The organism is Shewanella algidipiscicola (assembly GCF_900380485.1).
GTDB lineage: Bacteria > Pseudomonadota > Gammaproteobacteria > Enterobacterales > Shewanellaceae > Shewanella > Shewanella algidipiscicola.
In genome coordinates this window covers 247795-260650 of sequence record NZ_OXJV01000019.1, presented here as the reverse complement: position 1 = coordinate 260650, position 12856 = coordinate 247795, and the positions used below count along the sequence as shown (strand labels likewise).

The following is a 12856-nucleotide window of genomic DNA, read 5'->3' as shown; positions in this document are numbered from 1 at the left end:
GTCATATATCGATACTCCGGCCATATTGTTTCGATCTAAAATGACCAAATCATGTCACGGCGATTGAACATGAACCTAAAGCGTATTATGTTATTGTTTTATAATGGGTGGCTTGTTTTATTTGCGGGTCGATTTTGGGAAGGACGCTTTAAATCCCAAGCTTTGTTAGATGAAGCCGCGGTTTTAGCCTGCATGGCCTACGTTGATTTGAACCCCATTCGAGCCAAGATGGCCGCGACACCTGAGGGCTCAGACCATACCAGTGTTCAGCTGCGCATTCAGGCTGCCTTAAAGGGTGAGCAGCCTAAAAAGCTACTCCCTTTTATCGGCAATGAACGCGACAATCAACCGAATGGTATTGCTTTCTCGTTAGCAGACTACCTCGAACTGGTTGATGATACTGGACGTATTATTCGTGACGATAAACGTGGCGCCATCAGTGAAAACTGTGCCAACGTACTGACAAGATTGAATATCCCCCATGAAAATGGGGTTAAGCTCATTAGCGAATTTGGTCAATTGTTTCATGGCCCAGTGGGCACATTACAAGCACTCACCCATTACTGTGAACACTTAGAGAAGCGACGACGGCACTTTGCAACGAGCTGCCAGCATTTCCAAATAGACTGATATTAACGCTTTATTACATCACAAAACCTGTTGTTCTTCTGGTGCAATAGGTTGGTTTAGTGCAACTGAAATACGTCATTTTCAAGTCTGCAGGCTTAATGCCGTCATATATCGATACTCCGGCCATATTGTTTCGATCTAAAATGACCAAATCATGTCACGGCGATTGAACATGAACCTAAAGCGTATTATGTTATTGTTTTATAATGGGTGGCTTGTTTTATTTGCGGGTCGATTTTGGGAAGGACGCTTTAAATCCCAAGCTTTGTTAGATGAAGCCGCGGTTTTAGCCTGCATGGCCTACGTTGATTTGAACCCCATTCGAGCCAAGATGGCCGCGACACCTGAGGGCTCAGACCATACCAGTGTTCAGCTGCGCATTCAGGCTGCCTTAAAGGGTGAGCAGCCTAAAAAGCTACTCCCTTTTATCGGCAATGAACGCGACAATCAACCGAATGGTATTGCTTTCTCGTTAGCAGACTACCTCGAACTGGTTGATGATACTGGACGTATTATTCGTGACGATAAACGTGGCGCCATCAGTGAAAACTGTGCCAACGTACTGACAAGATTGAATATCCCCCATGAAAATTGGGTTAAGCTCATTAGCGAATTTGGTCAATTGTTTCATGGCCCAGTGGGCACATTACAAGCACTCACCCATTACTGTGAACACTTAGAGAAGCGACGACGGCACTTTGCAATGAGCTGCCAGCATTTCAAAATAGACTGATATTAACGCTTTATTACATTACAAAACCTGCTGTTCTTCTGGTGCAATAGGTTGGTTTAGTGCAGCTGAAATACGCCATTTTTAAGTCAGCAGGCTTCATTTCGTCATACATCGATATTCCGGCCATATCGTATCGACCTAGAATGGCCAAATCACAGCACGGCGATTGAACATAAACCGAAAGCGTATTATGTTATTGTTTTATAATGGGTGGCTTGTTTTATTCTGTCACTGGATGCCGCCTTTGTCCAAAACCTAGTTAGCTTTTTAACTAGCTACTCGCACGAAATGAAGCAAAATCGAAGAGACAGAATAACCCAGTGTAGATGCGGCTGCGGACGTTGATGGCAGGGATGCCATCGTCGAGCCTCCACGGATGGATTCACGGCGTGTAGCAGCAGTATCTGCACACTCCCTGCCGGACAGGCGATTGATAACAGTGAAGATACAAATTTCAAAGACACTCTACCAACACTAACTCAGCCAAATGCAAAAATGCCAACACCTTCATTCGAAGTCCCACAACCTTTTGTCCAAAAACAATTTAACTTTTAACGGTTCTGTAGATACCAATTATGGCTAAATCGAAGAGATAGATAAGTCGGTGTAGGTGCGGCTGAGGCCTTCGATTTCAGGGATGAAATCGCAGAGCGCCTAGGGATGGCTCTTGTTTAACAAAAAGTCAGCGGTGCCGAGGAAGTACCTGCACGAAAGGCCTGCGGCAAGCAATTCAAAACAATGTAAGTCAACGCTACCATCAATCAATAAAAACTAACTCGACTAAATGTTACAAGCCCGAAAAAGCCAACACCTTGATTCGAAGGTCTGCATTCTTTTATATCCATGTGATCACGACATTTGCGTATCAGTGAAATAAAAACAAATCAACAAAATGCCACAAGCAAAAAAGCGCAATATGGTCATAGCTAGCACACCAAAGCGCTAAAATATGTGCGTCTGCACAAAATTGTCTTATAAACCCCTTGAAGATTCATCAATTTTAACGAAGCCTGATTATCCTTTTGTGCGGATAATAGCCTAAGCCTGAAATACCTTAGCCCTCACTTTAGGTGGTGCTGACTAAGCGGGTCATTGTTCGAACAATCAAATAAATATAACCCAAATACAGGGACACCCTATGAGCCTCGTACTGATCTTGCTCGCCGTGATCGCGTTTATCGTTATCGCCACGTCGAAATTTAAATTACATCCGTTTTTAACCCTTATTCTCGCGTCATTTATCGCTGCATTTGCCTACGGGCTACCAAGTGCTGATATTGCCAAAACCATCACCTCTGGCTTTGGTGGCATCTTAGGCTATATCGGCCTAGTGATTGTATTAGGTACCATTATTGGCACCATCTTAGAAAAAAGTGGCGCGGCTATCACCATGGCTGACGTGGTCATTAAGGTGCTGGGGCAACGCTTTCCCACCCTCACCATGTCGATCATAGGTTACTTGGTATCCATACCGGTATTTTGTGACTCAGGCTTTGTGATCTTAAACTCGCTGAAACAATCGATGGCCAATCGCATGAAGGTCTCAAGCGTGTCGATGAGTGTCGCCTTAGCCACCGGCCTGTATGCCACCCATACCTTTGTGCCGCCAACGCCAGGCCCTATTGCGGCGGCAGGTAATTTAGGCCTCGAATCAAATCTTGGATTGGTGATTGGCGTCGGTATTGTCGTCGCTGCCGTTGCCGCCTTGGCCGGCATGTTGTGGGCCAACCGTTTTGCCAATGTTGAGCCCGACGGCGAAGGCGCACAAGAGCTTAAAGAGAGTGTCGAAGATTTTGATAGTTTAAAAGCCGCTTACGGCAAACTGCCTAGTCCAAGCAAAGCCTTTGCACCTATCTTCGTGCCGATACTGTTAATCTGTTTAGGTTCTATCGCTAAGTTTCCGTCACAACCCTTAGGCGATGGCAACCTTTTTGCAGTGCTCTCTTTCTTAGGGCAGCCTGTAAATGCCTTGATGATTGGCTTAATGTTGTCGCTGGCATTACTTAAGAGCGATAATCGCATCAAAGAATTTAGCGATCGTATCAGCCATGGTTTGGTCGTCGCCGCCCCTATTTTGCTGATCACCGGTGCTGGCGGCGCATTTGGCGCGGTATTGAAAGCCACCGAAATTGGTAACTTCCTTGGCAGTTCATTGTCGGCTCTTGGCATCGGCATCTTTATGCCCTTTATTGTTGCTGCGGCGCTCAAGTCGGCGCAGGGATCATCTACCGTAGCCTTAGTCGCCACCTCGGCGATGGTCGCGCCTATGCTTGGCGATATTGGTTTAGCAAGCGAAATGGGCCGGGTGTTGACCGTCATGGCCATTGGTGCAGGCGCTATGACAGTCTCCCATGCTAACGATAGCTTCTTTTGGGTTGTTACCCAGTTTAGTCGCATGAGCGTTAAGCAAGCCTATAAGGCTCAGACAATGGCGACCTTAGTACAAGGGATCACCGCTATGATCTTAGTGTATCTACTGAGTCTTGTGTTGCTGTAAACAATAATCATCAGCATGGGCCTCGCCATTAATCGAGACCCATGCTGCTTATCACGCAAGATGTGCGCCCCCTTTTCCGCCCACGGCTTGTCACTCCATTTTTAGATCACAGGATGTTTCAATGAAGATAGTCATTGCGCCCGATTCGTATAAAGAAAGCTTGAGCGCCATGGAAGTTGCCACCGAAATAGAGCGTGGATTTCGCCAAGTACTGCCCAATGCCGACTATATTAAAGTGCCTGTGGCCGACGGCGGCGAAGGGACGGTGCAATCTATGGTTGATGCCACTGAGGGTAAGCTTGTCACCTTGTCGGTAATTGGTCCTCTTGGCAATCGCGTCGAGGCTCACTATGGCATCTTAGGCCAACGGCGTCATGCCCTCGGTGACAGCAGCAATCAGAGCGACGCTATGGCGCAGGCTCACACCGCCATCATTGAAATGGCATCTGCATCAGGGCTTCATCATGTGCCGCTTGAGCAGCGTAATCCACTGCTCACCACCAGTTATGGCACAGGCCAGTTGATCCGCCATGCGCTCGATGCAGGCATTAACCATATCATCATAGGCCTAGGCGGCAGCGCCACTAACGATGGCGGCGCCGGCATGCTACAGGCCTTGGGCGCTCAGCTTATCGATCAGAACGGTAACGAGATTGCCGCTGGCGGTGCGGCGCTCGCCACTCTCAAGCGTATCGATATCAGCGGACTCGATCCACGCTTAAGCCATTGCCATATTGAGGTAGCCTGTGATGTCGACAATCCGCTGTGCGGCGATAAAGGCGCATCAGCCATTTTTGGCCCACAAAAAGGGGCAACCCCCACCATGGTCGCACAGCTCGATGCGGCGCTGGCTCATTTTGCCGATATCACTCGCGCCGCCGGACTGGCCGAATGCCGCGACATAGCTGGCGCTGGCGCGGCTGGCGGCATGGGCTTTGCGGTACTGGCTTACCTTAAGGGTGAACTCAAACCCGGTATCGATATCGTAATGCAAACCGTCAATTTAGCCGCGATCATTCGCGGCGCCGATCTGGTGATCACAGGTGAAGGCCGGCTCGACAGCCAAACCTTGCATGGTAAAACCCCCATGGGTGTCGCCCGAGAAGCCAATAAGCAGGGGATTGCTGTTATTGCCATTGCCGGATGCGTCAGTGATGATGCCAATGTGCTACTCAATCATGGCTTTTGCGCGCTGTTTTCGACCACTCCTAGAGCAATGCCGCTTAACCAAGTGCTGGCCAGCGCCAAACATAATTTATACTCCACCTCGGTGAGCATTGCCGCGCTGTATAATACCAATCGCACTCGTTAACCTTATGAGGGTAAAGGGATCGGCTCAACCCCTTTATCCTGATAAACAACGGCCATTTCACTTTTCCCCTTGATGCGTTATAAAGCTTACAGTAAAGTGAGCTCCCATTTTGACTGACCATGTCCCAGCAATAAGGGAACGGGTCACAGTGAAGCGATGCACCTTGATGACATCTAAACAGACACGACAAGCAACGGCCTCTGAAGCAGCATTACTGCGTATTTTCACCTTGCCAGAAGCCCCCCACTCGACCTTGAGTCAGATTGAAAAAAATCTCTCTGAAAATCTCATGGGGTTCTTAAAAGAAAATATTGTCGCTGTCGAAAAACCCTTAACTGAAATCGAGAAAGATTTTCAGGCACACCAAATTCCCGCATCGCCGAGCTTCGTATCCGATTACGCCGAACAGATGATGCAAACCTTAATCGCTCACAGCGTGCACACCTCGGCGCCAAGCTTTATCGGCCATATGACCTCGGCACTGCCCTACTTCGTGCTGCCGCTATCGAAGATGATGGTGGGGCTAAATCAAAACCTCGTCAAAATTGAAACCTCGAAAGCCTTTACACCGCTAGAGCGCCAAGTGTTGGGCATGATGCACCATTTAGTGTATGGGCAAGCTGATGATTTTTATGATAATTGGATGCACAGCGCCAACCATTCATTGGGGGCATTTTGCTCAGGCGGCACCGTAGCGAACATTACCGCACTATGGATAGCACGTAACCGCTTATTAAAAGCCGATGGGGATTTTCGCGGCGTCACCGCCAGTGGTTTACTGAGTGCACTGCGCCATTATGGCTATGATGACTTGGCCATTTTAGTGTCGACTCGTGGCCATTACTCGCTCGGTAAAACCGCCGATCTCCTAGGTATCGGCCGCGATAACATCATCCAAATCCCTTGTGCCAAAGACAACAAGGTCGATGTGGTTAAGATGCGCGCCGCCGCGAATGAGCTCAAGGCACGCAATATCAAGGTGATGGCGATTGTAGGGGTGGCTGGCACCACAGAAACCGGCAATATCGACCCCTTAAACGCCCTTGCCGATTTAGCCGCAGAGCTGGAATGTCATTTTCATGTGGACGCTGCATGGGGCGGCGCGAGCTTATTATCCAACAAGTATCGCCACCTGCTAGCCGGCATAGAGCGCGCCGACTCGGTCACCATCGATGCGCACAAGCAGATGTATGTGCCTATGGGCGCAGGCATGGTGCTGTTTAAAGATCCTCAGTTGGCCAATGCCATTAAACATCACGCCGAATATATTTTACGTAAAGGCTCAAAAGATTTAGGCAGTCAGACGCTGGAGGGCTCTCGTCCTGGAATGGCGATGTTAGTGCACGCCTGCTTGCAGGTGATTGGCCGCGATGGCTATGAAATTTTGATTAACAATAGCCTAGAAAAGGCGCGCGACTTTGCCGAGCTGATTAAGCAGCAAGAAGATTTTCAGTTGGTGTCGGCACCCGAACTATGCCTGCTCACCTACCGTTATGTGCCCGCCAAAGTGCAGCGTTTGCTTAAACAAGCGGTGCTCGATAACGACCTCAACAAGGTGAGCCAAATAAACGGTTTACTCGACGGGCTGACTAAATTTATACAAAAACGCCAGCGCGAACAGGGGAAATCGTTTGTGTCGCGTACCCGAATCACCCCAGAAGATAACCTTGAGCTCACCTCTGTGGTGTTTAGAGTCGTACTCGCTAACCCGTTAACCGGAGATGATATTTTACAGCAGGTGCTTGAAGAGCAGCGCGAAATTGCCCAGCAAGATAACCCGTTTTTGCCGCAGTTGTTAACCCTATAACATAGCCTGTCCCATATCGATAGCGACGGCACAACCGAATATAGGCCGTTAATGCTCGGTGTCACTGTCTAAAAATCTGCGGCGATCGATCTCACTGGGTAAGGCGCATTGTCGCTGACCAAATAATCGATAACGCCGCCTTGCCACCTGCCGATAGCACCAATCTCTTAGGGGGCGAGGTACTATCTTAAACAGCCGCAATAAGGGCCAGCCACCAGACAGCGCCCCGGCAATGTCGAGTGCCGCATCGCTCTGGCTCATGACCTCAGCCCCCTTAATTAAATAGACACTGTCGGGATCATCGATATCGCACTCAACACCTCGTTGCCGCAGTAGCTGCTGAGCCTTAGGGCTTTGAATCGAGGCAAACTTAAATACCCCTTTTGGATCGCGCTTGACGATGAAGCGTACCGCGCCATGGCACAGGTTACAGCGACCGTCGAAGATCACCACAGGTGGTTGTTGTATCACGCGCCACTCTTGTTTAGTTTATCACTTAGCACGACCATAACATCGCCCGTGGAACAGGGCAATTCGGTAAAAAAACCGTCGGTAAATTTAGGCTATGCTGAACCATCGACAACAACGCCAACATGGACAAGCACAGCAATAAAGAGACCTCATAGAGCCAGATAAGTTGCACGGCGATACAAAACGCAAGTTTACCGCGGCCTTATAGCCCCTCGTTGTCGGGCTCGCATCGGGCCACTGACACTGCGGGCCTTCCATACAGTGCCGTCATTTTGGCGATATAATCGGCCATTTCTTGGCCCGCCGAGTGATCAAAGTGACTTCCCAACGGTAAGGCTCCAGTGATGCGATCGACACGAAAATTACGAAAGTCATTTCGCAGTTCGCACCAAGCCAGTAAAGTCCAAACCCCTTGCCAATAATAGAGCGCCAGCGGCCGGATCTGGCGTTCACTCTCGGCCTGATTCACATCCTGATAGCTCAACATGAGATATTCACGCTCTCTGGCATACTTTCGTAGCAAGTCGAGCAACGAAAACAGCTGGCTGTCGCTGTAGAAGTCGGGGGCAAACATCAGCGATTGATAAGCCTTAAGCCTATCGGGCAACACGGCTTCGACCTTTATCATCGCCTGCTTAGCGGCGCTAGCCAGCTCGTGCCCACCCTGAGCCTGTACCATGCGCATCCCCACCTGAATGGCCTCTAGTTCCTGCTCATTAAACATCAATGGCGGTACGCTGACCTCTTGACGCAGCAGGTAACCAACCCCGGCCTCCCCCTCGATAGGGATGCCAGAGAGGCAAAGATCTTGAATGTCACGATAAACGGTGCGAGTGGACACCTCTAGACGCTCTGCCAGCTGCTGCGCTGTTGTCAGGCGTCTGTGCCTTAGGATCTGCACAATTTGAAATAAACGATCGGCGCGGCGCATCAAATAACCTTAAATAACCAGGCCGCTCCCCTATGGGAACGGCCGAGTGAACTCCTTATACTTCGACATGCACGCCGATATAAATATCGACGCTATCGGCCGTGGAATAACATTCGAAATCGGTCAAATATTGACGGCGATAGGGACAATTATCCTTGCCGAAATAAGCCCAGATCGTTTGCCAAAGCTCAATCACACTGCGGGGCATCTCTCCCTGAGCGCTGAAACAGAGATAGTTACCGGCCTCAAGCGTTAACGGCAATAACCCTTCGCCAGAAATCGTTCCGACGTCGACAGCTGTCATTAAACTAAAGTCACCATTCATGTCGCTGGCATAATCGTAGTAGACACCATAAACAGGCATCTTAGCCAAGATCTGCTCACCATACTGACCCATAAAATCCTGCCAGAGTGGACCTATCTTTGCTGACACCGACTCAGACTCGGCGCGGTTATTGGTACGCACGCTCTTGCCAATAACCGACTTCTGCGGCAGATTTACCGTCTTCATCTCAATTCCTTCTGTTATCCGTTGCATGTTCTGCAGGTTTAACCCGCTGTTAGACTAGGCGACCACAGGCCAACCTTGTTGCCCTCACTGTCGATAAAGAGACAAGAGTAACCACACTCGCCGTCATTGATCGCCATCGCGGGCATGACAATCTCGACGCCGGCACGCTCGAGTCGCGCCACCAACGGCGAGAGCTGATCGCTTACATGCAGATACACCACACTGCCATCTTTACTAGGACGCATGGTTTCATGCTTCACTAAGGCGACACTGGCGGCCTGCTCAAGCTCCGTTTCTATGATCGCCATCTGCATACCGCTCATCGTCTGCTGTCGAAACGTCACATCGAAATGTTGTACATAAAACGCCTGTGCTCGCGCGATATCTTCAACGGCTATTTCGCCCCATACCAAAGGTTGTTGCTGTAACATAATGCTCTCCTTGTGTAGCAGATGCGATGTTCACCCCTGAACACCTAACACATCTGACGACAAGGACAGCTTAACGCGCCCCTACTGACAGCTTGGTGTCAGTAGGGTTTAGCCGAACTCAAATATTGCCCCTTGCTGGCCGCTATGATTTAGGCAGCTGCTGTTGATGCTGCTCGATAAGCGCCTTCATCGCCAATGTAGCGCGATGATGCACCTCACTTAACGTCTCCTGTTCGCCAAAATCACACACCACCTCGTAGTAACATTTAACCTTAGGCTCGGTGCCAGAGGGGCGCACGATGACACGAGCACCATCATCTAGACAATAGATAAGTACATCACTGCTAGGAAGATCGATAGGCTCGATGCGCCCATCGGCAAAACGCCGTTTTCCTAGGCTGATATCATCCACAGACACGATTTTTTGCCCCGCAATCTCAGTAGGATTAAGGTTACGCAGTTGCTCACCTATGGTTGGTGAGTCATCACTACCGCTCAGGGCAATACTCACTTGCTCGTTGAGGTAATAACCATGTTGACGATAGATAGCTTCTAGCCTGTCCCAAAGGGTTTGTCCTTGGGAGGCCAGTTCGGCGGTTAATTGGGCAAAGGCCACTAAGGCCGATAAACCATCTTTATCCCACACCATACTGCCGATGGTGTAGCCCAGCGCTTCTTCATAGGCAAACAAAAACTGGTTGTCTGCCGATTGCTTACTCATCCCCACGTTCGTCAGCCACTTAAAACCCGTTAAGGTGGTTTCGCACACACCGTGCATCGCAATACTCACCTTAGATAATAGACTCGAAGAGACTATGGTACGGCAGGTGAGTCTTTGGTTATCGGGTGCATGGGACAGTAAATAGTGTCCTAACAACACCCCTACTTGATCGCCGGTGAGCATTTGATATGCCTCGGTTGCCGCCATAGAAGCTAAGGCATCGGGTTTTCTGACCGCCACCGCAAACCGGTCGGCATCGGGATCGTTAGCGCACGCTAACATGGCATTATGTTGGTGCGCTTCGGCGATCACCAAATCCATGGCTCCAGCCTCCTCGGGGTTGGGGAAATTGACCGTAGGAAAATCGCCGTCGGGTTCTCGCTGCGCCGCCACCGAATAAACCTGAGTAAAGCCAGCATCCTTGAGCACAGTTTCGGCCATCTCGGCGCCAACACCATGCATCGCGGTATAGGCCAGACTCACCAATGCTGGTTGTGTATGATTTTGCAGCACTGTGGACTGTTTGATGCCATCGCGGTAAGCCTGATAAAAATCATCGCCGAGCATCACCAACTGCTTGCTCGCCAACGCGTCTGATATCGGCATTAATGGCACCCGTTGCTGGGCAGCCTGTTCGATACGCGCCGCAATCCCCGTATCGTGCGGAGGAATAATTTGCGCGCCATTTTCCCAGTAAACTTTATAACCATTATATTGCGGTGGGTTATGACTTGCGGTGACGACTATGCCCGCAGCCGCTTTAAGGTGCAGCACACCAAAGGCCACTAACGGGGTGGGAGCCACCTGTTCGGTGAGATACACCTTAACGCCAGCACTGGTCAACACGGCCGCAGCATCATAGGCAAACTGCTTAGAATCATGGCGACCATCATAACCTATGACCACGCCTCGACTGGCGGCCTGCTTGACTTGTGCCTTAAGGTACTCAGCTACCCCTTTGGATGTTTGTTGAACCACTAAACGGTTCATTCGCATCGGTCCTGCTCCAACCACACCACGGATCCCTGCGGTGCCAAAGGTCAATCGCCCACTAAAACGCTGTTCAAGCTCACGCTGTTCATCGTTATCGAGCATGGCTTGGATCTCATTATGACTACTGGGATCGCCGTCTAGCCCCAACCAATGTTGAATTTTTGCCTGTAGATGTGCATCCATAAAAGCCTCCCTTTACCCATCAATCCGCTATGCGAATATTACTATAACTAACAGTAAGTCGCGGCGCACGAGAGAACAAGTGAATTTGCATTAAAGGTAAGTATACTTAACAAAGTACTCTGGTGTGATGACAAACCGCTATCGCCCGCAACCCTCTCAAACGTGATAGCCTTTTAGCTTGTGGACGGATGACAACTGTCAGTCTAATTCAGCGCGTGTACACCGCTGCCACTGATAGTCAATACGTTACCACTCACCCTAGCTTACGCACTTCACTTACGTGGTGCGATAAAGCTTGCATGAGGTAAGCTGTCTAAGAGACTCCGTTGAGTCATGCAGCTCATAGCATAAATACAACACAGTTTTTACCGGCACGCTTTGCACGGTATAGGGCGGCATCGGCGCGTTTGAGACTATCTTGATAGCCGCTATCATTGGTGGCCATGCACGCCACGCCAATACTGACCGATGCCGACAATCCAGATATGGCCAGTAGCTCAAATCGCGCAAGTGTGGACTGACGTAGCCGCTCGGCAAACGCCAAAGCTTGTTCTGCGGTCATACAGGGCAAGGCCAACACAAATTCATCACCGCCAAAACGATAAACACTGTCGGCTTGTCGACATTGCTCGCGGCACGTCTCCGCCATGGCGACAATGATATTGTCGCCCATATGGTGGCCTAAAGTATCGTTTATTGCCTTTAAGTTATCGAGATCGAGCATCAAAATGCTACAAGGCCTACTATAGCGAGCCCACTGTTCATAATGCTGACTGACATCTTGCTCTAGTCTGCGCCGATTAAATAGCCCTGTCAGTTGGTCGGTATCGCTGTACTCTCGCAGTTGTCGCTCCATTTCATGCCGCTTAGAGATATTGCTCGCCACCCACAGCACTACGCGCTCACCCGCTATTGTAAAGTCCAGCGGTTGGATACGCCCCTCAAACCAAATGGGCAGATCTGGCCCATCGACTGATACGCCCAATACGTCTTTATCGGATAGCTCATATTCTTCAATTAATAATTTGTTGGATTGTAATGCTTGGGTAATTTTATCGAGGAACCATTGTGCCTTTTCGGCCGAAATAAGATTACTGAGGTGTAAGCCGACCAGTGCAGAGCCATCGTGATAGTAGCGCGAATCGTTGCCACCAAATACACCGAGGTATTTGCCACTTTGCGACAAGATAAACGTTGGATCGGGCAAAGCTTTTAGCACTGCGGTCATATGTTCAATGCGCACCGCATTCACCGCGCTAATATTAAGATGAGGATGACGTTGTGATTCGGGTAGATGCATGGCTGTGTCCCTCGAACACTTGAGGAATCCCGTGCAAGCATGACGCTTTATCCCCCCAACAGACTATGCCCTAAGGTCAATGAGGTGGCACTTTTGTCCTAAAATTGTATTCATATTTAGATTACGTTTTTCATGAGATAACAACAAGATAATTTAAACTAAAAGAGTTGATCTAACTCTTATTTTATGGCTAAAAATGACGTCGAAAACGCCATATACAGCTTTTATGGTTATTCATCAGCCGATAACGCATTTATCCATACCGCTCATAAGCACTGACTTGCTTTTTACCTAGCACTGAGGTCGATATCAGCCTCTCATGCTTGGCAAAAATAG

General features: G+C 49.4%; 9 protein-coding genes and 2 pseudogenes. 5 read left to right on the top strand and 6 right to left on the bottom strand.

What is annotated here, in order from left to right; translation table 11 throughout:
• Positions 1 to 126: 126 nt before the first annotated feature.
• The 5 genes and pseudogenes from DN599_RS16455 to panP all read left to right on the top strand — a co-directional run.
• Positions 127 to 630: pseudogene (locus DN599_RS16455) on the top strand (transposase); the annotation flags it as partial.
• Between the two features lie 229 nt (positions 631 to 859).
• Positions 860 to 1363 (top strand): annotated as a pseudogene (locus DN599_RS16450) (transposase); the annotation flags it as partial.
• Positions 1364 to 2501: 1138 nt separating this feature from the next.
• Positions 2502 to 3860, top strand: coding sequence for a GntP family permease (locus DN599_RS16445; RefSeq protein ID WP_110458672.1), 1359 nt, complete (start codon positions 2502 to 2504; stop codon positions 3858 to 3860).
• Between the two features lie 121 nt (positions 3861 to 3981).
• Positions 3982 to 5172, top strand: coding sequence for a glycerate kinase (locus DN599_RS16440; RefSeq protein ID WP_110458671.1), 1191 nt, complete (start codon positions 3982 to 3984; stop codon positions 5170 to 5172).
• A gap of 166 nt (positions 5173 to 5338) precedes the next feature.
• Positions 5339 to 6979, top strand: a complete 1641-nt coding sequence (gene panP / locus DN599_RS16435; protein WP_110458670.1) for a pyridoxal-dependent aspartate 1-decarboxylase PanP — start codon at positions 5339 to 5341, stop codon at positions 6977 to 6979.
• 48 nt (positions 6980 to 7027) lie between these two features.
• Here panP and DN599_RS16430 read toward each other — a convergent pair whose 3' ends face one another.
• From DN599_RS16430 to DN599_RS16405, 6 genes are all read right to left on the bottom strand, one after another.
• The gene (locus tag DN599_RS16430; RefSeq protein WP_110458669.1) at positions 7028 to 7450 is read right to left on the bottom strand and encodes a thiol-disulfide oxidoreductase DCC family protein; all 423 of its coding nucleotides are present in this window, start codon (positions 7448 to 7450) and stop codon (positions 7028 to 7030) included.
• Positions 7451 to 7652: 202 nt separating this feature from the next.
• Complete coding sequence (locus tag DN599_RS16425; RefSeq protein ID WP_110458668.1) at positions 7653 to 8381, bottom strand: helix-turn-helix transcriptional regulator; 729 nt, start codon at positions 8379 to 8381, stop codon at positions 7653 to 7655.
• Between the two features lie 55 nt (positions 8382 to 8436).
• Positions 8437 to 8892 (bottom strand): GyrI-like domain-containing protein, encoded by a 456-nt coding sequence (locus DN599_RS16420; RefSeq protein ID WP_110458667.1) that lies wholly within the window; start codon positions 8890 to 8892, stop codon positions 8437 to 8439.
• A gap of 38 nt (positions 8893 to 8930) precedes the next feature.
• Positions 8931 to 9323 carry a VOC family protein gene (locus tag DN599_RS16415; RefSeq protein WP_110458666.1) on the bottom strand — a complete coding sequence of 131 codons (393 nt, stop codon included), beginning with the start codon at positions 9321 to 9323 and terminating at the stop codon, positions 8931 to 8933.
• A gap of 142 nt (positions 9324 to 9465) precedes the next feature.
• On the bottom strand, positions 9466 to 11220 hold the full coding sequence (locus DN599_RS16410; RefSeq protein WP_110458665.1) for a phospho-sugar mutase: 1755 nt from the start codon (positions 11218 to 11220) through the stop codon (positions 9466 to 9468).
• Between the two features lie 340 nt (positions 11221 to 11560).
• Positions 11561 to 12520, bottom strand: a complete 960-nt coding sequence (locus tag DN599_RS16405) for a sensor domain-containing diguanylate cyclase (protein WP_110458664.1) — start codon at positions 12518 to 12520, stop codon at positions 11561 to 11563.
• Positions 12521 to 12856: the final 336 nt, after the last annotated feature.

What these genes read in the sequence shown, in the direction of transcription:
- DN599_RS16445 (WP_110458672.1), top strand. Translation starts at nt 2,502, where the DNA reads ATGAGCCTCGTACTGATCTTGCTCGCCGTGATCGCGTTTATCGTTATC.
- DN599_RS16440 (WP_110458671.1), top strand. Translation starts at nt 3,982, where the DNA reads ATGAAGATAGTCATTGCGCCCGATTCGTATAAAGAAAGCTTGAGCGCC.
- panP (WP_110458670.1), top strand. Translation starts at nt 5,339, where the DNA reads ATGACATCTAAACAGACACGACAAGCAACGGCCTCTGAAGCAGCATTA.
- DN599_RS16425 (WP_110458668.1), bottom strand. Translation starts at nt 8,381, where the DNA reads ATGCGCCGCGCCGATCGTTTATTTCAAATTGTGCAGATCCTAAGGCAC.
- DN599_RS16420 (WP_110458667.1), bottom strand. Translation starts at nt 8,892, where the DNA reads ATGAAGACGGTAAATCTGCCGCAGAAGTCGGTTATTGGCAAGAGCGTG.
- DN599_RS16415 (WP_110458666.1), bottom strand. Translation starts at nt 9,323, where the DNA reads ATGTTACAGCAACAACCTTTGGTATGGGGCGAAATAGCCGTTGAAGAT.
- DN599_RS16410 (WP_110458665.1), bottom strand. Translation starts at nt 11,220, where the DNA reads ATGGATGCACATCTACAGGCAAAAATTCAACATTGGTTGGGGCTAGAC.
- DN599_RS16405 (WP_110458664.1), bottom strand. Translation starts at nt 12,520, where the DNA reads ATGCATCTACCCGAATCACAACGTCATCCTCATCTTAATATTAGCGCG.